Consider the following 21,992-nt stretch of genomic DNA (forward strand, 5'->3'; position numbering starts at 1 on the left):
GCGACGCGCGGGCAGTCATAACGGGGGACGGCGTCTCAATGACGAGCGACATCGCAGCCATCCTTGGGATCGACGGGATAGCCACCGGCGCAGTCTATGCGCTGGTGGCGATCGGGACCGTCCTCATCTTCACGGTGACGCGGGTCATCTTCATTCCCTTTGGCGACATCGCCGCGTTCACCGCGCTGACACTTGCAGCGCTCGATGCGAAGCGGTTTCCCGGGACCGGCTCGCTGGTCGTGGTGCTGGCCTGCCTTGCCACGCTGATCGAGATCCTCTCGCTCCTGCGCGCCGGCGAGCTGCGGCTGCTGCCGCGTGCGCTGCTGTTCTATCTCGTGCTGCCCTTGGCGGTGGTCGGCGCCGCCTGGCTGACGATGCGCATCGAGCCGCCGCTTGTGGTCAGGCTCGTGCTGGCGCTGATGCTGATCACGCCCATTGCGCCGCTGCTGGATCGGATCGTCTTCCGCCCGATTGCGGACGGATCGGTGCTGCTGCTCCTGACGGTCTCCGTCGCACTGCATTACGCGCTTGTCGGCCTCGGCCTCCTGTTCTTCGGTCCCGAAGGCGTCCGAACCGAGCCGCTGACATCGTTCTCGACGGAGTTCGCCGGCGTCCTGGTCTCGGGCCAGACCATGCTGATCGTGATCGCGGCCCTTCTCTTCAGCGGCTTGCTCTATCTCTTCTTCGACTTCACGCTGGTCGGCAAATCGCTGCGCGCCACCGCAGTCAATCGCACCGGATCGCGGCTGATGGGGATAAGGCCGGCGCGCGCCGGCACGATCGCCTATCTTTTGGGGTCGCTGATGGCCGGCGTATCGGGGATCCTGATCGCGCCGGTCAACACCGTGTTCTACGATTCCGGCTTCCTGATCGGCCTCAAGGCCTTCGTCGGCGCCATCGTGGGCGGCATGACCAGCTATCCCGGTGCTGCGATCGGCGCCGTCGGCGTCGGCATCCTCGAAAGCTTCGCATCCTTCGAGAGCAGTGCGCTGAAGGACGTCATCGTGTTCTCGCTCCTGATCCCGATCCTGATCTGGCGGTCCCTCGCCTCGCTGCATTCCGAGGAGGAGATCGAGGAATGACGCGCTTCCATGTTCAGCTCGTCGCGATCGCGGCGGTGGTGTGCCTCGCGCTCGCACCCTTCGTCCTGAGCCCCTTCAGCATCACGCTGATGAACTACATCGGCATCTATTCGCTGGTCGCCATCGGGCTGGCGCTGCTCACCGGCGTCGGCGGCATCGTCTCGTTCGGACAGGCGGCCTTCGTCGGCGTCGCGGCCTATGCGACAGCGTGGGTCTCGGCGCTGAACGGGTATTCGCCCTGGCTCGGCCTGGTGTTCGGCGTCGTGCTGACCTGCGCCGTCGCAGCGATCCTCGGCGTCGTCACCTTGCGGCTTCAGGGCCATTTCCTGTCGCTCTCGACCGTCGCCTGGGGCCTCGCGATCGGCTTCCTGTTCGGCAATGTCGAGGGGCTCGGCCGGTTCAACGGCATCTCGTCGATCCCGCCGATCAGCATCGGCTCGTTCGCGCTGGTCTCCAGCGCGCAGATCTATTTCCTGATCTGGGGCATCGTCGCCGCCGTGCTCCTGCTCGGTTACAACCTGCTGGACTCCAGGCTCGGCCGCGCCATGCGCGCGCTGCGCGGCGGCAATACGCTGGTCGAGAGCCTCGGCATCAACGCCTTCCGGATCAAGCTCGTGACCTTCGTGATCGCAGCCGCCCTCGCCTCGCTGTCGGGCTGGCTCTACGCGCATATGAGCCGCTTCATCAGCCCGGGCCCGTTCGATGCCGGCATGGGCATCGAATATCTGATGATGTCGATGGTTGGCGGCGCCGGCAGCCTGCTCGGCGGCGTGGTGGGCGCCGCGGTGGTCACGCTGCTCAAGAACAGCGTGCAGGACTATCTGCCGCTGATCGCCAAGGGCGCGTCCGGGCAGCTCGAGATCGTGGCCTTCTCGGCGCTGTTCATCCTGTTCCTGCAATGGGCGCGGCAAGGCATCGTGCCGTTCGTCGCGCGCTATCTGCCGAAGATACGACGTGAGCGTCCGCAACCGGCGCCGCCCCTGCCCCGCCGCGCGCAACCGGCGCCGGGCGAACTGCTTCTGAAGGTCGAAGGCGCCGAGCGCCGGTTCGGCGGCCTGGTCGCCGTCAACAATGTCAGCTTCGAGGTGCGGTCCGGCGAGATCCTTGCCGTGATCGGCCCGAACGGCGCCGGCAAGAGCACGATGTTCAACTGCCTGACCGGCGCACTCCGGGTCAACAAGGGCGAGGTCGTCTTCGCGGGACGGCCGATCACGCGCGACGCGCAGTCGCGGATCGCCAGGGCCGGGATCGCCAGAACCTTCCAGCACGTCAAGCTCAGGCCGCGCATGAGCCTGCTGGAAAACGTGATGCTCGGAACCTATGCGCGCACCCGCACGGGCCTGCTCGCCGGCGCCTTCCGGCTCAACCGGCACGAGGAAGCCAGCACCCGGCACGAGGCGCTGATGCAGCTCGAGCGCGTCGGGCTCGGTGACAAGCCGTTCGAGCTCGCCGGCAATCTGCCGCTCGGCAATCAGCGTATCCTCGAGATCGCGCGTGCGCTGGCCGCGGACCCGACCCTGCTCGTGCTCGACGAGCCGGCGGCAGGCCTTCGCCGCCAGGAGAAGCTGCGGCTTGCGGAACTGCTGCGCACGCTGCGCGCCGACAATTTGACCATCCTGATCGTCGAGCACGACATGGAGTTCGTGATGTCGCTGGTCGACCGCATCGTGGTGCTCGATTTCGGATCCAAGCTCTGCGAGGGCGCACCGGCGGCGATCCGCAGCGACGAGCGGGTTCAAGAGGCTTACCTTGGAGGCGTCGCGTGACCTCGATGTTTTCCATGACGGACGTGACGGTCTGCTACGACAATGTCGAGGCCGTCCGCAACGTGTCGCTGTCGGTCGAGGAAGGGCAGATCGTCACCGTCATCGGCCCGAACGGCGCCGGCAAGACCACGCTGCTGATGGCCGCCATCGGGCTGCTCGCGGCGCGAGGCCGCATGGTGTTTCAGGGCAACGACATCGGGAAGATCTCCGTCGAAGACCGCGTCGAGCGCAGGCTGTGCCTGGTTCCGGAGAAGCGCGAGCTGTTCTCCGACATGTCGGTCGCCGACAACCTCCTGCTCGGCTCCTACAGCCTGCGCGATCGCTCCGGCGTGCAGAAGACGCTGGAGGAGGTCTATGACCGCTTCCCCCGCCTGAAGGAACGGCAGCGCCAGGCCGCAGGCACGCTCTCCGGCGGCGAGCGCCAGATGCTCGCGCTCGGCCGCGCGCTGATGGCCAAGCCGAAACTTCTCATGCTGGACGAGCCGAGCCTCGGGCTTGCGCCGCTGATCGTCCGCGAGATCTTCCGTACCATCGCCTCGCTGCGCGATCTCGGCGTGTCGATTCTGCTGGTCGAGCAGAACGCCCGCGCCGCGCTCGAGACGGCCGATTACGGTTATGTGCTCGAGACCGGCGAGGTCGTTCAGTCAGGCCCCGCCAAGGATCTCATCCACGATCCCAGGCTGATCACGGCCTATCTCGGCGGACACTAGAACCGGCTGCGACAAGGCCCGGCGGGCCGCGCAACACAAATATTCGAAAACAACCCCATGCACAGTAGCCGGTGCCAGCGATATCAATGGCTTGATCACCGACGCTTGCGGATTTTACGAAATCGACTTGATCCGTCGGGCAAAACAGTGGCATGATGCCATCATCGCCAACACATTGCGTGGTCCGGACCAACCTGCGGCTTGTCCGCTGGTTGGCCCGACAGGCAGCCCCTCGCTCGGCTGCTGTCCGTTTATCGGGTGGGTGACGTTGTGGCGGAATTAGCACAAGCATCGGCAAGGAGCACGCCTCAACCCTCCGGTTGATGTGGCCTGCATGGGTTTCGGCCACCTTGCCACTGTGCACGGCCAGCGGAGACTCAGCAGGGCCACCATCGGATTTGAGATTGGGGAAGCTTGAATGAAGACAATTGCTCTTGCGATCGCAGCTCTGGCACTCGGCACCGTCGGCGCTTCGGCGGCCGACCTCGCCGTCAAGGCGCGTCCAGCTGCCGTCGCCGCATCACCGTCTTGGACCGGCTTCTATGTCGGCATCAACGGTGGCGGCGCCTTCATGTCGGATCCGTCGATGTCCTATGTCGATGGCGCCATAAACGCCATTACCCCAATTACCGTCACCGGCTCCAGCAACGCGAACGCTGTCGCTGGCGGTCACGCGGGCTACAATTACCAGATGCCGAGCAACTGGTTGGTGGGCATCGAAGGCGACTGGGACTGGACGAACCTGAAGTCCAGCGCCGCGCCGGGAATTATCTGCTCGAACCTCTTTGGCATGCGCGCGCAATGTGGCGGCGTCTCCAACCTCACGGACAACGCATTCCTCCAGACCCAGGTCAACTGGCTCGCGAGTGTGCGTGGCCGCGTAGGTTATGCGACGAGTCAGTGGCTGCTCTACGGCACCGGCGGCGCCGCTTTCGCCGATGTCGGCTACGCCGGCACCATAAATTGCACCGGTGTACCGGCTACGCTTTGCCCAGGTGCCGGACAGGTTCTGCGCAGCAGCGCAAGCGAGACGCGCGTGGGCTTTGTCGTGGGCGCCGGCGCTGAATTCAAGCCGGCGAAGAACTGGGTGCTCGGTGCGGAATATCTCTTCTATCGTTTTGAAGGCGATGCCACCTCGACCGGAGGCTACACGACCGTCGCGACAGGTGCGCCGGCTCCGTTCTATGAGTGCACCGTGGCCGGCCAGAATTGCGGCAAATTCACCTACCGCGGCTTCGACGTTCAAACCGTGCGTGCGCGCCTGAGCTATCAGTTCGACTGACGAGCGCAACAACTCAAGTTTTCATGATGTGAAAGGCCCCGGAGAAACCGGGCCTTTCTTGCGCATGGGGCAATCCGCACCGGCATGCCTTGTCGATGATGTCCGCTCCCGCTTCTGGCCCATCGCTCCCGTTGACGCGGTGCAGATACCCGCCGTCTCACAGGGGCAGAGCGGAAGTTTGCAGCCAAGCGCGGAACCGGCGCGATTGACCCATGGCAGACAAAGACTACTTGGGGTAGAGTACCGGCGCCGGGCATTTGAACGGAGGCCGAGATGTCCTTTTTCAAAATTGGGGTTGGTTTGTTGGCCGTACTTGCGACGAGCGGATTCTGTGCGGCGCTGGCGGAAGATAGTTCACTCGAATATAAACGCGTGACCTCGAGCGACCTGAAGTGGAGCCCGCTGCCCTCTATGTCCAAGGGGACGCAATCGACGGTGCTGCACGGTAATCCGGGCAAGCCTGGCCTCTATACCGTTCGGGTCAAAGTACCGGCGAACTCCAAAATGCCCGTGCATTCGCACCCCGATGAACGCGTTCGCGTGATCATTTCGGGGACATATTATTCGGCACTCGGCGACAAGGTCGATGCGTCGAAACTTCTCAGCTTTCCACCCGGGACGTTTTCGCACGTGCCACCTAAGGTATGGCAGTTTGCGGAAACTAGGGACGAAGAGGTGGTATTCGAGATCACCGGAATTGGACCGACAGGTATCGACTACCTGAACGCTGAGGATGATCCCCGAAAGCAGAAATAATGGTCGTGCTCATTTCCGCTGTTGTGACAGCTGGTCTGGTGACTGCATGACCGATGTAGACCCGATTATCCGCGCTTACGGGCAGGCCTGGCTGCAGGCCGACGAAGCAGAGCGCCGCCGCCTCTTGCATCTCTCCTGGAGCGAGGACGGCCTTTATCAAGACCCGACCGACAAGGTCACGGCATGGAACAAGCATGATGTTCCACCTTTGGTTGCAGACGTCGACTGGAGGGGCCATGACAACCGATCGCGGCAAGGGCAGCCGTACCGACCACACCCGTATCAATATCCGCGAGAACGACGAAGTCAGATACTGGTGTGAGAAGATCGGGTGCACCATGTCCGAGCTGATGGACGCAATTGCCGTAGTGGGCGTAATGTCTACCTGAAGCGCAAGAAACAAGGGCCTTTCCCAAGTCCGCCTACGCGAGATTATCAAAAAGCTGCGCGGCCGATTGAATGGGTGCCGCCTCGGTGTGGCCTGCTTTGAATCTGCGAGCAGCCTGTTTCGGCCAATACCACCCTGGCTGCGCCGGGCCGCAGCACGATGATGGCCTGGGGTCCGACAAGGACGCTTATCGGACACGAGCGCCGGATCGCAAGATGACCGCAAGTGACCCCCAGGCCGACATAAGCGGGAAGATTCGCTGCCTCACACAAGCTTATGGACGCGCCCCGGTTAAATCAGAGATTTTGTGACGGCCGTCACATACCGACGAGAGCGGTGATGTCAAATGTGGTCGCATCGGCGTCGGGATGATCGCGACGATTAAAGGAGACATGTGATGACTGATGCAATCAATGCGAAGAGCGAAGTTCTGGGTGAGCGCGAACTCGACTGCGTGAGCGGCGGCATCAAGGGCGCAGTTGAGGGAGTGTGCAGGAAAGCCGAAGTAACGTCTGGTCAAAATGACCCGGCCCAAATGTTTCAACAGATTTTACAGCAGTTGACCGGGCAGTAAGCGCACCGGGTGCAGGCCGATACCGCGAGTCAGAACTCGCGGGCCAGCGATGCGTGCGGCCTGTTCTTGACCCTGGTTCAGTGCGGCCAGCGGCCAGCGGCGGCGGCTCGGGAGGCCGCTGTGCTGCGATTGCTCACAGCGGCTAATGGCCCATCGCCGCCTCCTGCGTAAATCCCCTTAGGTTACTGACCTGAATTTTCTGACGCTTCATCTCCTGCTATCGGTTATCAAGGAGTGGAGGCGAGCATGCGACTGGGATTGAAGCTCATCGCTCTTGGAATTATTCTTCTGCTGCCGAAGACTCACCTTTATCTGTCCGAGGCTCATCTCCCGGAAGCGCAAACCGCTTCAGAGCGCCAGATGTTAAGCCCGGCAGCTCATTGGGATGTTAGCTCGGCGGGTTGTTTCACGGTCTCTGCGGCTAAAACCTCCAAGTGTGCAGCGAAGCCTGGGCATGACGGCAGCGACACCGTGGCCATTCACGCCATGGATAAGAGCCCGAAGGGGTCGTAAGCATCTCGCGGCAAATATTTTTTCGCGCTCTCGGTTCTCTAAGACCTAGGCCTCACCGTCCGCGTCAGCATCGGAAAATGCTTGTTGCCGCCCGAGAACGCCGGGAACTGGACGAAATCCGCACGCATGCGCCTGATCACGTCGGAGCCGAGCGCGTGCGCAAGAGCAGCCGGACTGTCGAACACGAGCTTGTTGCGCTGCATGTGCTCGACCCGCCGCGACGGCAGCCGGTCGACCCAATCGATGCGGGTGTAGATCTCGATCTGGCGGACGTTGGGGAACATCCGCATGATCGAGGGATGATGCTCCAGATAATGCAGGTTCCAGGCATTCATGTCCTCGGCCGGGCCGGGATAGTGCACGAGGTAGCTGCACGGCGTGGCCGTGCCTGCCGGATGCGCGGCGACATCGACAGGAAACGCGCGCGTCAGCATGACCTGGTGCGTGACGTCCAGTCCGGTGAGGCCGGATAGTCCCGCGCCCGTCGAAAGGCGGGCAAGGATGCCGCTGCGGTCCATCGCCGCCTCGCACGCGAACAGGTCGGCAAACCGCAGTTGGAGCGCAAACACGGGACCGGAGCCATCGGCCTTGTAGGGATGATCGACCGACTGTTCGAGCGGCGTGAACAGCAGGCCTTCGGTCACGTCAGGGATCGATCCGACCTGCTCGGCTACGGCAGCAACATCGTCGGACTCAATCCGCCTTTCGCCTGCGGAAGCGGAGAATGTCATGAAGAGCGAGATCATGCCGGCGTTGCCTCAGCGCCCTCGCCCGCGCTCACATGCGCCATGAGTGCGGTGCGAATGTCATCGGGCCAGGGAATCGCATGATGATCGACCAGCGAGGTCGCGGCAAGGATCTGGCGGGCGCGCCAGCGCACGCCATTCGCGCCCGAGACGACATGCTCCAGATGGAGAGACGATCCGCCGACCCTGGCGATGCGCAAGCTGAACGTCAGGAGATCGCCGAACATCGACGGCCTGGAAAAGTCGCAAGCCAGGTGCACCGTGGGCGTCCCGATCTTCCGGACCGTGATCAGTTCCGGCCATGGAAAACCGATTCCTGCCCAGAAGTCCTCGACGACGCCGTTGAGGATGTTCAGGTAGGACGGGAAGTACGCGATGCCGGAGGGATCGCAGTCTCCGAACCTCAGCTCGCGGTCGAACGAGAAATTCGTCATCAGATCGCGACAACGGGATGCCGGATGACACCGACGCCGTCGACCCCGGCCTCGACCACGTCGCCCGGCCACAGCCATTCCTGCGGGCTCATGCCGGCACCGACGCCCTCCGGCGTTCCGGTCGCGATGATGTCGCCGGGCTCGAGCGTCATGCCGGACGAAATGTCCGATATCAGGACCGGAATGTCGAAGATCATGTATTTGGTATTGGAGTCCTGCTTCGTGACGCCGTTCTTGGTCAGCCAGAGCCGCAGATCATGCGGGTCGGGAATCTCGTCGGCGGTGACGATGCACGGGCCGAACGGCGCATAGGTGTCCATGCCCTTGGAGAAGATCCACTGGCCGGCGCGGCGATTGTCGCGCGCGGAGATGTCGATCATCACCGAATAGCCGAACACGTGCTCCATCGCTTTCTCGGTCGCGATGCGCGTCGCGGTCTTGCCGATGATGACGGCAAGCTCGACCTCCCAGTCGAGCTGCTGCGTCATCTTCGCATTGTGCTGGATCGCACCACCCGGACCGATCACGGAGGTCGGCGGCTTGGAGAACACAACCGGCTGCTTCGGCAGATCCTTTTCAGTATCCAGGCTCTTGGCGGATTCGGCGACATGCGCGCGGTAGTTCAGCCCGATGCCGAAGATGTTCTTGCGCGGGCGCGGGATCGGCGCCTGCAGCTTCACGTCCTCGACCGGAACGGCGGAGCCGGCCGGCAAACGTCCATTGGCATTGTCCAGGCAATCCCTGAGCGCAGGCAGCAATGTCACGCTGTTGTCGATCAACGACAGCATGTCGCTCGGCCATGCAAAGCCATGCGACGCACCGAGGTGCTCGACGTCCACGACGAGTCCATCGACGAGGACCCCGAGGCGGGCACCGCTGGAGCCCAAGGTATAGGTGACAAGGCGCATGAAGCTTGATCCGGCTGTTTCGATTCAATTCTGCGTGGGACCGTCAGGCCGCAACCGGCTGGTGGCCGGCATTGTCGCCATAGGCCTCTTCCCGATAGAATCCGAGACCTTCGATGACGGGCAGATCGTTGAAGCAGAACAGGCAGGCGTCCTCGCTCTCCGACGCATTGCCGTGCTCGTGCCAGGCCCAGGAGGGAACGCAGAAGATGTCGCGCTCCTGCCATTCGAAGCGCCTGCCGCCGATCACCGAATAACCACGGCCCTTGGCCACCTGGTAGATGAAGCTGCCGGTGTGCCGGTGCGACTTGGTGCGCTCGCCCGGTCGCAGCAATTGCATGCTGGCGCCGATGGTCTGCATCACGTGCCCGCCGGTGACCGGATTGACGTAGTTCATGAGAATGCCGTCGTAAGGCGATCCATCTGTCGCGGCGGCATACTTCCGCAAGGACTCGTAGGTCGGCTCCCACTCGTATTTGAACATCGGGGAATAGCCCTTCGACCATTTCGAGCCGGCCGGGCGAAGGCCGGGATTGCCCCAGGTCTTGGTCGTGCCGTCCACGGGGTAGCCGGAGTCTTCCTGCTGGACCTTCGGATGAACCGCGAAGAAGTTCGCCTCCAGCGCATTGACCAGCGGGATGTCGAGGCCATCCTGCCAGATGCAGACCGAGCCGTTGCCGTCGACACCATGCTCGTGCCAGGTCCCGTTCGGCGTCAGCACGAAATCCCGCGCTCCGAGCGTCATCTTGTGACCGTCGACGACGGTATAGGCCCCCGCCCCTTCCATGATGAAGCGCAAGGCGGATGCCGAATGCGCGTGCGCAGTTGCGACCTCGCCGGGATGCATCACCTGCAACCCCGAATAGAGCCAGCCGACCGCGGCCGAGACGTCGCGGCGGCCGGGATTGTTGAGATAGATCACCCGCCGTCCCGCCTTCTCGGGCGAGACCAGCTCGACCGAGCGCAGCACGTGCTCGCGCAGATCATCATAGCGCCAGAGTACGGGGACGGACGCCGATTGCGGCTCCCACGGCTCGATCTTGTTGGCGACCGTCCACAGCGCTCCGGCTTCGTACTTTTCGAGATCCTTGTAGTAGGCCTTGAGCTCGGGGGTGTCCTCGACATTGGCCCGGCCGATGATGTTCTCGCGCATCCTGTCCTCCAAGTCGTGTCGCTTTAAGTCCTGTCGCTTTAAGTCTTGTCCGTTGGCGCCAGTCGTTCGACGCCTCCCGAATTCTCATTCCGATTTAGCCGGGATCGACGAGAAGCCCGCCGGCTCCCCGGCATCTGCTGCAACAGGCTCACCCTCCATCAGACCGAGCGGCGCCAGCGGACGACGGTTGACCCGCAGATCAAAGATGTCGAACCGGTTGTAGTGCCCGACGATGTCGTGCATCTGCTTCGGCTGGATGCAGCGCTCGAGGTCGATATCGGCGTAGACGATGCCCTCGTCGTCGATCAGGGGATCGCCGACCACGCGTCCGTCAGGTCCGATGATGCCGGAAAAGGCGCTCGACTTCCGCTGCAGGCGTGCGCGCGCGTCCGGAACCACGGTCTCCATCGCGGTGATGATCTCCTCCGACACCGTCGAGCAGGCGACGACCGTGAAGATCTTTCCTTCGAACGAGTGGGCAATCGCGCGCAACTTGATCGCCTCCGCCATGTCGTAGTCGGGGGGCGCGACGGGAAGCGAGATGTAGCTGGCGACATGCACGAGCTCACCCTGGCCGAGCAGCGCGAAGCGCGCGAGCGTGTTGGTGTTCTCGCCGCACGCCAGCCCGCCGAGACGTCCGATCTCGGTATCATAGACGCGCAGGCTCGATCCGTCACCGCCGGTCCAGGTCAGCTTCTCTGCCCAGGTCGGCACCAGCTTGCGGTGCTTGCCGAGCAGCGCCCCGTCCGGCCCGATGAAGACCATGGTGTTGTAGATCGTGCCCAGCGAGACCGGGCTGCGCTCGTTGACGCCGAGCACGACGTAGCAGCCGGTATCACGCGCGGCCTTGCGGACGATCTCGACCTCCGGACCCGGAACGAGCACCGACGCCCTGGCGAGCTTCTCGAACCACGCGCTGCCCGTGACCGGATCGGTGATCCAGTTCCAATAGGGGTATCCGGGAACGAAGACTTCCGGGAAAGCCACGAGCCTCGCGCCGTTCGCCGCGGCTTCACGGACCAGTGAAGCCGCCTTGTCGGCCGTCGCGCTCGGGTTGAGATAGACAGGTGAAGCCTGGACGGCGGCGGCTCTAAAGCGAGGCAGCTTCAGCATTGGCCCTACCCTGTCGCTAGCTCATGATCGCGCCCGCGAATGAATCCGCTAGAGTGACGGCACGGCGCGGCGTTGACTTACTTCACATGTAAACGTATGCTATCGCATATTTCTGGAGGCTGCAATGGCTGAACGGTCTTTTGCTCGCGAGGTCGAGGATCTCCGGCTCGGCGACGGCGACACGTTCCGCGGCGAAGGCATCCTCGCCATCACCAAGGCGCTGCTGCAATCCGGCGTCGCCTATGTCGGCGGCTACCAGGGCTCGCCGATCTCGCATCTGATGGACGTGCTCGCCGACGCCAAGGACGTGCTCGACGATCTCGGCGTCGTGTTCCAGAGCTCCGCCAATGAAGCGGCTGCCGCGGCGATGCTGTCGGCCTCGGTGATGTATCCCCTCCGCGGCGCAGTTGCGTGGAAGTCGACGGTCGGCACCAACGTCGCCTCGGACGCGCTCGCCAACCTGGCCTCGGGCGGCGTCACCGGCGGCACCATGATCATCGTCGGCGAGGATTATGGCGAGGGCTCCTCCATCATGCAGGAGCGCACGCACGCCTTCGCGATGAAATCGCAGATGTGGCTGCTCGACCCGCGGCCCGATCACGAATGCATCGTCAATCTGATCGAGAAGGGTTTTGAGCTCTCGGAATGCTCGAACACGCCGGTCATGCTCGAGGTCCGCGTGCGCGCCTGCCACATGCATGGAAGCTTTGCCTGCAAGGACAACGTCAAGCCCGCGCACACCATCAAGGACGCGCTCAACAATCCCAGGCGCGACGTCAACCGCATCGTGCTGCCACCGGCGGCCTACGAGCACGAGCAGGAGAAGATCAAGACGCGGATGCCCGCGGCCGTCGGATTCATCCGGGACAACAAGCTCAATGAATGGATGGGACCGAAGCAGGGCAAGGTCGGCATCATCATGCAGGGCGGAATGTACAACAACGTCATCCGCGCGCTGCAATATCTCGGCCTGTCGGATGCCTATGGCAACACCCAGGTCGCGCTCTACGTCATGAACGTCACCTACCCCGTGATCGACACCGAGGTTGCCGAATTCTGCCTCGACAAGGAAGCCGTTCTGATCGTCGAGGAAGGCCAGCCGGAATATCTGGAGCAGGCGATCAACACGGTGCTGCGGCGCAAGGACATCCAGGCGCGCGTCTACGGCAAGGACGTGCTGCCGATGGGCGGCGACTACACGGCGCAGATCCTGCTCGGCGGCGTCAGGGAGTTTCTGGAGAAGACCGAGCCGCGGCTGCTCGGCAACCGGCCGCCGGCGCCGGATGCGGCGCCCGTGCTCAATCACCCCGCGGTCGAGAAGCTCAGGCAGGTCGTGCCGGCACGCCCGCCCGGGCTTTGCACCGGCTGCCCGGAGCGGCCGATCTTCGCCGCCATGAAGCTGGTCGAGGAAGAACTCGGCCAGCACCACGTCTCGGCCGACATCGGCTGCCATCTGTTCTCGATCCTGCCGCCGTTCAATATCGGCGCGACCACCATGGGCTTCGGCCTCGGCCCGGCCTCGACCTCGGCCTTCAACGTCAAGGCCGACAAGCGCTCGATCGCGGTGATGGGCGACGGCGGCTTCTGGCACAACGGGCTGACCAGCGGCATCGGCAATGCCGTCTTCAACAAGCATGACGGCGTCTTCCTCATCGTCGACAACTACTACACCTCGGCGACCGGCGGTCAGGACATCCTGTCGTCGCGCGCGACCAACGAGCGACGCGACACCAACAATTCGATCACCAAGGCCGTGAAGGGCATCGGCGGCCAATGGGTCCGCCAGGTCGACCGCACCTACGACGTCGGCAAGATGCGCGACACGCTGAAGGAAGCGCTGACGACCAAGGACGAGGGTCCCAAGGTCATCGTCGCCTCGTCCGAATGCATGCTGAACAAGCAGCGCCGCGTGAAGCCGCAGATCAACAAGGCGATCAGGGACGGGCTGCGCATCGTCAAGGAACGCTTCGGCGTCGACGAGGACGTCTGCACCGGCGATCACGCCTGCATCCGCCTCTCCGGCTGCCCCTCGCTCTCCGTGAAGCAGCTCGACGATCCCTTGCGCGACGATCCGGTCGCCGCGATCGACAATTCCTGCGTCGGCTGCGGCAATTGCGGCGAGGTCGCCGAAGCCGCGGTGCTCTGCCCCTCGTTCTACCGCGCCGACGTCATCCACAATCCGACCCGCTGGGACATTTTCAAATCGAAGATCGCCATGAGCGTGATCGGCTGGCTGCAGCGCCGGCGCGATCGCCGGCGCCCCGCGCTCGAGGCGCTGGCATGAGAGACGAGACGGTCCGGCTGGCCCTCCCCGCCGCAGGTGACGCGACCGAGCGGCCGATCTCGATGGCGATCGTGGCCATGGGTGGCCAGGGCGGCGGTGTCCTGACCGACTGGATCGTCCAGCTCGCCGAGAACCATGGCTGGGTCGCGCAGTCGACCTCGGTGCCCGGCGTCGCGCAGCGGACCGGCGCCACGATCTATTACATCGAAACCATGCCGCCGCTGGAGGGCCGCAAGCCGATCCTGTCACTGATGCCGACGCCCGGCGACGTCGACGTGGTGATGGCGGCGGAGTTCATGGAGGCCGGCCGGTCGATCCTGCGCGGCCTGGTGACGCCGGATCGCACCACGCTGATCGCTTCCAACCACCGCTCGCTTGCGATCGGCGAGAAGATCGCGCCGGGCAACGGCATCGCCGACCAGGGCGCCGTGACGGGTGCGATCGACGTTGCCGCCAAGACCGAGATCATCTTCGACCTGAACGCGCTGGCGATCGCGCATGGCAGCGTCATCTCGGCGGCGATGTTCGGCGCGCTCGCGGCCGCAGCCGTGCTGCCGTTCGACCGCAACAGCTATCTCGACGTCATCCGCGCCGGCGAGAAAGGTGCCAAGGCCAGCGTTCAGACTTTTGAAGCCGCCTTTGACCGGGTCAAAAACGGGGCCTCCGAAATTGCGGCGCCACCGCCATCGAAGCCGGCCAAGGATATCCCCTCCCTCGCGACGCCGGATCCGCAACTCGCCGGGCTTGTCGCAAGATTGGCGCAGGAACTGCCCGAGCCCGCACTGGCCATGGGCCGCGCCGGCCTGAAGAAGGTGGTCGACTTCCAGGACATCGCCTATGGCGCCGAATATCTCGACATCCTCAAATCGCTGCACACCGCCGACCGGAATTCAGGCGGCGCCGCCAAGGGCTATGCCTTCACGGAAGCCGCAGCCAAATACGTCGCCAACGCCATGACCTATGACGACGTCATCCGCGTCGCCGACCTCAAGACGCGGGCCGGACGCCGCGCGCGGATCGAGAGCGAGCTCGAGATGTCGCAAGGCCAGGTGCTCCAGACCACGGAATTCATGCACCCCCGCATGGAGGAGGTGATGGGCATGCTGCCGGCGGGCCTCGGCCGCTGGTTGGGCACGAGGCCGCGCCTGCTCGGCTGGCTCGACCGCCGCGTCAACCGGGGACGCCGGGTGCGGACCTACTCGCTGCCCTGGTTCCTGGCGCTTTATGTCGTCGGCGGGCTTCGCGGCCTGCGCCGCCGCTCGCTGCGTCACGCCGTCGAGACCGCTCATCGGGACCAATGGCTCAAGGCCGCGGCCGCAGCGGTTGCCACCAACTACCAGCTGGGCGTCGAGATCCTGCAATGCCGCCGCCTCGTGAAGGGCTATTCGGATACCCACAGCCGCGGACTGTCGAAATTCGACAAGACCCTGGCCGCGATCAAGCTGGTCGAGCGGCGCGACGACGCCGCCGACTGGGCGCGCCGCCTGCGGGAAGCGGCACTGAAGGACAGCGCCGGCAAGGAGCTCGACGGCGTGATCCAGACCATCAAGACTTTTGCATGATTCCATCGGAGCGGGCGCAGGATTGGATTGCCGTTCGTCCCTCAGGACGTCAGGATCGAACATCTTGACTACGATTCTCAGGTTGCTAATCGGAGCGAAAGACCCGCGATAATTCCTCCAATCGACGCGACAATTTGTACTCGATGGTCATGCAATGCCGGCAGCACTCAAAGAGAACATTGTTCCCGTCCCCGGGCAGGTCGAAACCCGGCTTTGGCTGCAATTGCTGTCCTTGCATGGCGAGCTGTTCGCATCGCTGAATGCGATGCTGAACGCCGAGTTCGGGCTGTCGCTGGCGAAGTTCGACGTGCTGGCGCAGCTCGATCGCTACAGCGACGGACTGGCGCTGGGGCAATTGTCGCAGAACCTGAAAGTGTCCGGCGGCAACGTCTCGGGGCTGGTCCAGCGCCTTTTGGCCGACGATCTCATCAGCAGGGAAATGTCGAGCGAGGACCGCCGGTCCTTCATCGTGCGTCTCACCCCCAAGGGCGAAGCGCTGTTTCGGAAGGCCGCCGACATCCACAAGCGGCATCTCGGCAAACGGCTCGAAAACGTCCCGACCCAGGAGCTCGACACCGCGCTGTCCGTGTTGCGGTCGCTCTCCTCGAAACTTCGCACCGAGAGCAAGAAGCAAAGTCGCAAGAAGTAATGGCCAAGGAATCCAAGAGCAGATGGAAGTCGGGTCCGCCGAGGACCAGGGACCAGCTGCAAAACTACATCCCCTATCTGTTCAATCGCCTGGCCAATCGCTGGAACCTCGACCAGAACCGCGATTTGAGCGAGCACGGCGTCAACAACGTCGTATTCCGGACGCTGTCGGTCCTGTTCATCCACAAGACCCTCACCGTCAACGAGATCGCCGTTCTCGCCGTCACCGAGCAATCGACCGCGAGCCGCATGGTCGAGTCCATGGTGTCGTCGGGCCTCGTCAAGCGCGAGATCGCGGAGGAGGACCAGCGCCGCCGCGTCGTGGGATTGACGCCGGACGGCGAAGCGCTGCTGCGCAAGATCTGGCCGATCATGGCGAACAACTACGACAAGCTGATCGCGGGCATCGAGCCCGACGACATCGAGGTCTGCGCCCGCGTGCTGGCGAAGATGGTCGAGAACATCCGCCTGAACCAGATCTAGCGCGGAGCGAATTAGGGCCCGAGGCCGACCAGGCTGGTGCCGCCGCAGACATAGAGCACCTGGCCGGTGACGAAATCGGATCGCTCGTCGAGAAAGAATTCGATCGCATGGGCGACGTCCTCGCGTGAGCCGAGCCGGCCCACCGGCACGTTGCGCGCCATCCGCTCCTGCTGCTCCGAGCCTTTGGGAATGACACCCCAGAAATTGTCGGTGAGGATCGGCCCCGGTGCGACGACGTTCACGGTGATGCCGCTCGCGGCCAGCTCCAGCGCCCAGGTCCGCGCCATGCCGTGCACGCCGGCCTTGGTCGCCGAATAGGCCGAGCGGGTCGCCGCCCCCATCGCCGCGCGCGAGCTGACGAACACGACACGCCCGAACCGGCGCGACCGCATCCCCTCCAGCGCAGCCTGGGTCAGCAGCATCGGCGCGCCCAGATGCAGCTGCGCCAGCGTCAGGATGTCTTCCGGCCTCGCGTCGGGCAGCAGGTTCGGCAGGATGACGCCGGCATTGTGCACGAGGCAATCGATGGCGTGCTCCCGGCAGATCTCCTGCGCGATCGCGCGCGTCTCCGCGATGCTGGTGAGGTCGGCGCGATAGGCGGCGAGCAGATCGTGGGTCCAGGCAGGCCTCTGCAGCCCGACCGAGACGACACGCTGTCCTTTTTCGACGAGCTGCTTCGCCAGCGCTTCGCCGATCCCGGAATTGCCGCCGGTGATGAGCGTGGTGCGGATCTGGGTCATGATCAAACCTGTCGCTTCTTGAGGTCGCGGAGGTCGAAGAAGGCGCCATCGTGCATCAGCCTGGCGACAAAATCCTTCAGCCCGCCGCGCTGGATCTTCTCGGTTGCGGTCAGCGGCAGGCTGTCGACGAAGCAGATCCAGCCCGGCGCCTTGTAATAGGCCATCTGCTCCAGGCTCCAGCGCACGATGTCTTCGGCAAGCCGCCGGTCGGCGCCGGCCTCCTCGGCAATGATGACCGCCGCGACCTCGTCGCCGCGCACCTGATCGGGGGTGGCCGCGACCGCGGCCTGCCGGATCGCCGGATGGCGGTTGAGGACGGATTCGACCTCGACCGCGGCGATGTTCTCGCCGGAGCGGCGGATCACGTTCTTCTTGCGATCGACGAAATGAAGGTCGCCGTCCGCATCGCGCGACACGATATCGCCGGTATGGAGCCAGCCGCCGTCCCAGGCCTCGGCGGTCGCCTGCGGGTTCTTCAGATATTCCTTGAAGAACCCGTAGCGCGGGTCCGCGCCCGCGCGCCGCACCAGCAGCTCGCCCGGCGTTCCCGTTGCTGTATCGTTGCCGGTCTCGTCGACGATACGGATGTCGACCTCCGCGGCGGGGCGGCCGAAACAGCTGGTGCCGATCTTGCGCGGCTCGACATTGGCGGCGATGACGCCGCCGCTTCCCGTCTCCGTCATCGCCCAGGCCTCGATCAGCGGAAAGCCGAAGCGCTGCTCGAACGGCGCGTGCAAGAGCTTGTCGACGCCGGCGCCGAACCCGAACCGCACTGTGTGGACCTTGTCCTGTTCCGATGCCGGCGCGCTCATCAGCATCGAGGGCATGACGCCGAGATAATGCAGGCACGTGGCGCGGCTGTCCAGGACCGACTGCCACCAGCTGCGTGGATGGAAGCGATCGAGCATGGTCAGGCTGCCGCCGACCGACAGCATCGCCATCAGCGACACCGCCATGGCGTTCATGTGAAACAGCGGCAGCGGCGTGATCATGCGCTCGCCCTCCAGCTTGAGGTCGATCAGCCCGCCGACATCGCGATACCAGTTGCCGGAATGCAGGAAGTATTCGTTGGTGAGCACGCAGCCCTTGGGCTGCCCGGTCGTCCCGGACGTATAAAGCAGCGCACATTCGGTCGCGCCGTCGCCAGTGGTCGCTGCCTGCGCGCCGCCGAAGGCAGCAGGAACGTCGTCGCTGTCGGTCACGACCGGAATTGGCCGAACGGCCTGGCGGGCCGCGGTCTCGACCTCGTCCCGCCGCTCGGCAAGAACGAATGCCGCGTTCATCTCGGAATGCGCGATGATGTATTCGAGCTCGCTCATCCGCAGGTCCGGATTGATCGGCACGACGGACACGCCAAGCGCGTTGAGCGCAAACCACAGCTCGACGAACACCGGCCGGTTCTGGAGCAGCAGCCCGACCCTGTGGCCTTCGCCATAGCCCTTGCTCGCGAACGCCGTCCGCCGGCGCTCCACCCGGTCTAGCATGGTGCGATAGGATATCTCGCCGGCGGTGATGCCGTAGATGCCGGCGGTCTCCGCCAGCACGTTGAGGAAGCCCGCCTCGCCCCGGCGCAGCGCGGTGTCGTGAAAACGAGCGTAGACTGTGGTCGCTGCGGTCAAGGCAACCTCACATGAAGAGCTGGATGTTGCCGAACGGCGCGTCGAAATTGACGAGATCGACGCGCTTGAGCTTGATCTTCAGGACGTCGCCGACCTGGACGAAGTCGTGCGACGCCCATCCCGAATAGCGCTCCAGCATATCGCCGCGCGTCTCCGTGTAGATATAGGACGTCCGCGCCTTGAACACGCCGGCCGCAGCATCGCAGGCGACGATCTGCGGGGCCTGGAGCAGGTGGTGGCAGCGGCTCTTCGGCTTCTGGCTGAAAGTGCGCTCGCCCGACAGCCGCTCGACCCGCACCTTGAGCAGCAACAGGTCCTCGTACATCAGCGACGGCTGCAGCACCGGGTCCTCCTGCTGCCATTCCAGCGGCATCCAGTAGCGTCCTTCGGGGTGAAACAGATCGAGCCAGGCCTGCCACTGCATCGTATCGAGCAGATCGGCCTCGCGATAGATGAAGTCGGTGATCGTCTTTTCGCTGATCATTCCGCGGCCTCGACGCGGTTGTCCATGTCCATGGTCATGAACTTGGCCCAGGCATGAAACTGGTTCCGCATCTGGCGCTCGGACGTTCCGTTGATGACGGTGGTGACGTCCTGCTCTTCGCTGCTCTCATAGAGCCGGCGGAGATTGACCCATTGATTGCCGTTCGACTTGAGGCCCTCCTGGGCCCGCTCGTACATTTCCAGATCGTCGTGTCCGACGATCGAGGTCGGCGCGTTGATGAAGCGGTTGTACATCAAGGCGCGCTCATAGAGCTTGTCCGGCGCGCCGACGAGACGATACACCCAGCTTTCGACCAGCGTCCTGTCGACCGCAATCGGGATGAAGTTGCGCAGGATCTGCACGGCACCCTTGACCATGATGTTCGGGAAATAGACCGTGTTGTGCCTGACCTCGCCGAGGATCTCGTGTGCCCGCGTCTCGCCGTAGGCCGCGACCATCTGGCCGACATAGCCGTCGACGTCGGAGTAGTTCGAGTGGATCGAGTTGGCGACGCCGGTGTGGCCATGGCCGTTCGGCCAGATCCTGATGCCGCTCTGCTCGTAGAACTCGTACGGGCTCATGAAGGGGCCGTAGAGCTGCACCGCCATCGGCGTTTCCGTGGAATCGCCCTGCTCGCGCTTCCAGACCTTGACCGCCGTGCCGGCCGAGCTCTCATGCGCGACCATCGGATGGCAGGTGTCGGTCTGGTTCTCGACCAGCATCTTCCAGTTGCAGGTGTGCATATAGCGGATCGGCGTGGCGACGACGGCGAGCTTTCCCTCCGGCGAGCGATCGACCATGTTGTCGATCGTCGAGAGGCTCTCGCCGAAATAGTCCTCGAAGGACACGCCGCTGTCGGAGAGCCGGGCGAAGATGAAGTCGCGATAGACCACGACGTTCTTGATCTTGGACAGCCCGCCATTCGCCTGGGTGCCGGCGAAGCCCGTGCCCTCGTAGCCCTTCTTCAGCGGGATCGCGAGCAGCGAACCGTCGGTCTTGAACGACCAGGCGTGATAGGGACAGCGGAAGAACTTGCCGGTGTTGCCGCAAGGCTCCGATGCGATCTTCACGCCCTTGTGCGGGCAGCGGTTGTAGAAGACGTGGACGGAGCCGTCGGTATGGCGGCTCGCCAGCACCGGCTGCCGGCCGATATTGGCGGTGATGAAATCGCCGGGCTTCGTCAGCTGGCTCGCATGCCCGACATAGATCCAGCTGTTCGGAAACAGATGCTCCATCTCGAGCTCGAATATCTCGGGGTCGATGTAGACGTCACGGTGCACCTCGGCCTCGCGCACCAGCGCCGCAATCGCTTGCGCATTGCTTCCGTATCTCGTCATGGCGAGCTTCGCCTCCCTCATAGATCCAGCACCAGACGTTCCGACTTCGCGCGCGATACGCAGATCTGCATGATCTTGTTCGACGCCTTCTCGTCGTCGCTGAGAATGACGTCGCGATGATCGGGCGTGCCCGAGATCACGGCGCACTGGCAGATGCCGCAATCGCCGCGCCGGCAGTCGTAGAGCACGTCGAGCCCCGCGGCCTCCAGCGCCTGGATGATGCTCTGATCGGCCGCCACGGTGACGACCTGTCCGGTCGATCCGATCTCCACCTCGAACGGCACATCGGACGAGGACGGCTGCTCGGCCTTGAAGAGCTCGTAGCGGATGCGATCGGCCGGGAGACCCGCGTCAAGCGCGGCGGCCCTCACCGCATCGATCAATCCCGCCGGACCGCAGACGTAGACATGGGAATCTGCCGCCGCCTCGCGGAGCGCCGCCGCAATGTCCAGACGGGATTCGTCGCTGTCGTAGTGAACCGACAGTTCCTCGGCGCAGATCTCCCGGAGATGAGGCAGGAATGACAGCAGCCCTTGCGTGCGGCCCGCGTAATGCAGCCGAAACGGACTTGCGCGATGCCTGAGCTCCGCCGCCATCGACAGGATCGGCGTGACGCCGATACCGCCGGCAAACAGCAACGCGGGCGCTGCTCCCTCATGCAGGGGAAAATTGTTCGCCGGCGCGCTCGCCTTCACGACATCGCCGATCTTCAGCGCGTGCATGAACTGCGAGCCTCCGGTCGAGGCCTCCTCGCGCAGCACGCCGAGCGCGAGCGTCCCCTCGGCAAGGCCCGGCAGAGCCATCAGCGAGTACGGCCGGTCTCCGCCATTCGGGAGCGCCACGCGGATATGTGCGCCTGCCTGCCAGCGCGGCGCGACGCCGTCCTCCACGCCAAACACAAGGCTCCGTATGAACGGCGTCTCCGCGGCATACGATCTGACCTTGAGCTTGAGCGGATGCACGTCCATTCAGGCATCTCGTGAATTATATGAATTTGCATATTTTTAGACATGTAATAATTCGCTGTCAATCGCCCGCGCGGGGGACGGGACCCGGATTGCGGCCCGAGACGCGCCCGGTCGTGGCGCAGGAAGGTTGGCGCCGAGGCGCTCTCCGACCTTGGACAGGCGGCGATGGGAGTCGGAACGCTGCAGAACGGCGGCCCCTGCTCGCCTTCAACAGACTTGCTTGAACTTCAGATGCACACGTCGTGCACACGCTGCCGTCCAAGCGACGGAAAGACTCACGCTCTCGCTGCAATCCATCATCGCGGTCGTGGTGAATGGATAGCGCCGCGATTTCAATAGATTGGAGATGAAGTCAACACGAGACGCGGACCGCTCGCCCGCACTGGATGTGTGTCGCCTTGCCGCACGAAGGCGGTACATTGACGAGACCTCGGCAAATGATACG

At 64.0% G+C, this 21,992-nt stretch carries 23 protein-coding genes; 13 read left to right on the forward strand and 10 right to left on the reverse strand.

Annotated features, from left to right (window positions below):
- Positions 1–38 precede the first annotated feature (38 nt).
- From OC450_RS08200 to OC450_RS08235, 9 genes are all read left to right on the forward strand, one after another.
- Positions 39–1,082 carry a branched-chain amino acid ABC transporter permease gene (locus OC450_RS08200; RefSeq protein WP_211383159.1) on the forward strand — a complete coding sequence of 348 codons (1,044 nt, stop codon included), beginning with the start codon at positions 39–41 and terminating at the stop codon, positions 1,080–1,082.
- Positions 1,079–2,848 (forward strand): branched-chain amino acid ABC transporter ATP-binding protein/permease, encoded by a 1,770-nt coding sequence (locus OC450_RS08205; protein WP_262047637.1) that lies wholly within the window; start codon positions 1,079–1,081, stop codon positions 2,846–2,848. The genes OC450_RS08200 and OC450_RS08205 overlap by 4 nt, the downstream gene beginning before the upstream one ends.
- Complete coding sequence (locus OC450_RS08210) at positions 2,845–3,558, forward strand: ABC transporter ATP-binding protein (RefSeq protein WP_211383157.1); 714 nt, start codon at positions 2,845–2,847, stop codon at positions 3,556–3,558. The genes OC450_RS08205 and OC450_RS08210 overlap by 4 nt, the downstream gene beginning before the upstream one ends.
- A 418-nt stretch (positions 3,559–3,976) precedes the next feature.
- Positions 3,977–4,840, forward strand: a complete 864-nt coding sequence (locus OC450_RS08215; protein ID WP_262047638.1) for an outer membrane protein — start codon at positions 3,977–3,979, stop codon at positions 4,838–4,840.
- Positions 4,841–5,113: 273 nt separating this feature from the next.
- Positions 5,114–5,596, forward strand: coding sequence for a cupin domain-containing protein (locus OC450_RS08220; RefSeq protein WP_211383155.1), 483 nt, complete (start codon positions 5,114–5,116; stop codon positions 5,594–5,596).
- 46 nt (positions 5,597–5,642) lie between these two features.
- On the forward strand, positions 5,643–5,918 hold the full coding sequence (locus OC450_RS08225) for a hypothetical protein (RefSeq protein ID WP_249128957.1): 276 nt from the start codon (positions 5,643–5,645) through the stop codon (positions 5,916–5,918).
- A complete protein-coding gene (locus OC450_RS34410) occupies positions 5,884–5,985 on the forward strand; it encodes a DUF3606 domain-containing protein (RefSeq protein ID WP_372703053.1) in 102 nt (33 codons plus the stop codon). Before OC450_RS08225 ends, OC450_RS34410 begins: the two co-directional genes overlap by 35 nt.
- Before the next feature lie 396 nt (positions 5,986–6,381).
- Positions 6,382–6,558 (forward strand): hypothetical protein, encoded by a 177-nt coding sequence (locus OC450_RS08230; RefSeq protein ID WP_211383153.1) that lies wholly within the window; start codon positions 6,382–6,384, stop codon positions 6,556–6,558.
- Positions 6,559–6,804: 246 nt separating this feature from the next.
- Complete coding sequence (locus OC450_RS08235; protein ID WP_211383152.1) at positions 6,805–7,071, forward strand: hypothetical protein; 267 nt, start codon at positions 6,805–6,807, stop codon at positions 7,069–7,071.
- A gap of 38 nt (positions 7,072–7,109) precedes the next feature.
- Here OC450_RS08235 and OC450_RS08240 read toward each other — a convergent pair whose 3' ends face one another.
- The 5 genes from OC450_RS08240 to OC450_RS08260 all read right to left on the reverse strand — a co-directional run bounded on the left by OC450_RS08240 (position 7,110) and on the right by OC450_RS08260 (position 11,422).
- Positions 7,110–7,817 (reverse strand): hypothetical protein, encoded by a 708-nt coding sequence (locus OC450_RS08240; protein ID WP_211383151.1) that lies wholly within the window; start codon positions 7,815–7,817, stop codon positions 7,110–7,112.
- Positions 7,814–8,251: an acyl-CoA thioesterase gene (locus OC450_RS08245; protein ID WP_211383150.1), complete on the reverse strand. Its 438-nt coding sequence runs from the start codon at positions 8,249–8,251 to the stop codon at positions 7,814–7,816. Before OC450_RS08245 ends, OC450_RS08240 begins: the two co-directional genes overlap by 4 nt.
- On the reverse strand, positions 8,251–9,159 hold the full coding sequence (locus OC450_RS08250; RefSeq protein WP_262047639.1) for a fumarylacetoacetate hydrolase family protein: 909 nt from the start codon (positions 9,157–9,159) through the stop codon (positions 8,251–8,253). The genes OC450_RS08245 and OC450_RS08250 overlap by 1 nt, the downstream gene beginning before the upstream one ends.
- Positions 9,160–9,202: 43 nt before the next feature.
- Complete coding sequence (locus OC450_RS08255) at positions 9,203–10,309, reverse strand: cupin domain-containing protein (RefSeq protein ID WP_211383149.1); 1,107 nt, start codon at positions 10,307–10,309, stop codon at positions 9,203–9,205.
- An 84-nt stretch (positions 10,310–10,393) separates the two neighbouring features.
- Positions 10,394–11,422 carry a carbon-nitrogen hydrolase family protein gene (locus OC450_RS08260; protein ID WP_256806253.1) on the reverse strand — a complete coding sequence of 343 codons (1,029 nt, stop codon included), beginning with the start codon at positions 11,420–11,422 and terminating at the stop codon, positions 10,394–10,396.
- 124 nt (positions 11,423–11,546) lie between these two features.
- Here OC450_RS08260 and OC450_RS08265 point away from each other — a divergent pair, with 124 nt between their 5' ends.
- The 4 genes from OC450_RS08265 to OC450_RS08280 all read left to right on the forward strand — a co-directional run bounded on the left by OC450_RS08265 (position 11,547) and on the right by OC450_RS08280 (position 16,399).
- Entirely contained in the window at positions 11,547–13,706 is a 2,160-nt protein-coding gene (locus OC450_RS08265) for an indolepyruvate ferredoxin oxidoreductase subunit alpha (RefSeq protein ID WP_262047640.1), read from the forward strand.
- Positions 13,703–15,268 carry an indolepyruvate oxidoreductase subunit beta family protein gene (locus tag OC450_RS08270; protein ID WP_262047641.1) on the forward strand — a complete coding sequence of 522 codons (1,566 nt, stop codon included), beginning with the start codon at positions 13,703–13,705 and terminating at the stop codon, positions 15,266–15,268. The genes OC450_RS08265 and OC450_RS08270 overlap by 4 nt, the downstream gene beginning before the upstream one ends.
- Before the next feature lie 154 nt (positions 15,269–15,422).
- Positions 15,423–15,917 (forward strand): MarR family winged helix-turn-helix transcriptional regulator, encoded by a 495-nt coding sequence (locus OC450_RS08275; protein ID WP_211383145.1) that lies wholly within the window; start codon positions 15,423–15,425, stop codon positions 15,915–15,917.
- Positions 15,917–16,399, forward strand: coding sequence for a MarR family winged helix-turn-helix transcriptional regulator (locus OC450_RS08280; protein WP_211383144.1), 483 nt, complete (start codon positions 15,917–15,919; stop codon positions 16,397–16,399). The genes OC450_RS08275 and OC450_RS08280 overlap by 1 nt, the downstream gene beginning before the upstream one ends.
- Positions 16,400–16,410: 11 nt before the next feature.
- On the opposite strand, the gene OC450_RS08285 is transcribed toward OC450_RS08280, so the two are convergent.
- Genes OC450_RS08285 through OC450_RS08305 form a run of 5 tightly spaced genes read right to left on the reverse strand, consistent with a single transcriptional unit; the run spans position 16,411 to position 21,547 of the window.
- Positions 16,411–17,139, reverse strand: coding sequence for an SDR family NAD(P)-dependent oxidoreductase (locus tag OC450_RS08285; protein ID WP_262047642.1), 729 nt, complete (start codon positions 17,137–17,139; stop codon positions 16,411–16,413).
- Between the two features lie 2 nt (positions 17,140–17,141).
- Positions 17,142–18,758 carry an ATP-dependent acyl-CoA ligase gene (locus OC450_RS08290; protein ID WP_262047643.1) on the reverse strand — a complete coding sequence of 539 codons (1,617 nt, stop codon included), beginning with the start codon at positions 18,756–18,758 and terminating at the stop codon, positions 17,142–17,144.
- Between the two features lie 7 nt (positions 18,759–18,765).
- Complete coding sequence (locus OC450_RS08295) at positions 18,766–19,242, reverse strand: aromatic-ring-hydroxylating dioxygenase subunit beta (RefSeq protein ID WP_211383141.1); 477 nt, start codon at positions 19,240–19,242, stop codon at positions 18,766–18,768.
- The gene (locus OC450_RS08300) at positions 19,239–20,579 is read right to left on the reverse strand and encodes a Rieske 2Fe-2S domain-containing protein (protein WP_262047644.1); all 1,341 of its coding nucleotides are present in this window, start codon (positions 20,577–20,579) and stop codon (positions 19,239–19,241) included. The genes OC450_RS08295 and OC450_RS08300 overlap by 4 nt, the downstream gene beginning before the upstream one ends.
- Positions 20,580–20,596: 17 nt before the next feature.
- Positions 20,597–21,547 (reverse strand): PDR/VanB family oxidoreductase, encoded by a 951-nt coding sequence (locus OC450_RS08305; protein WP_211383139.1) that lies wholly within the window; start codon positions 21,545–21,547, stop codon positions 20,597–20,599.
- Positions 21,548–21,992: the final 445 nt, after the last annotated feature.

It is taken from the genome of Bradyrhizobium sp. Bra78, assembly GCF_024519855.1.
Taxonomy (GTDB): Bacteria; Pseudomonadota; Alphaproteobacteria; order Rhizobiales; family Xanthobacteraceae; genus Bradyrhizobium; species Bradyrhizobium japonicum_G.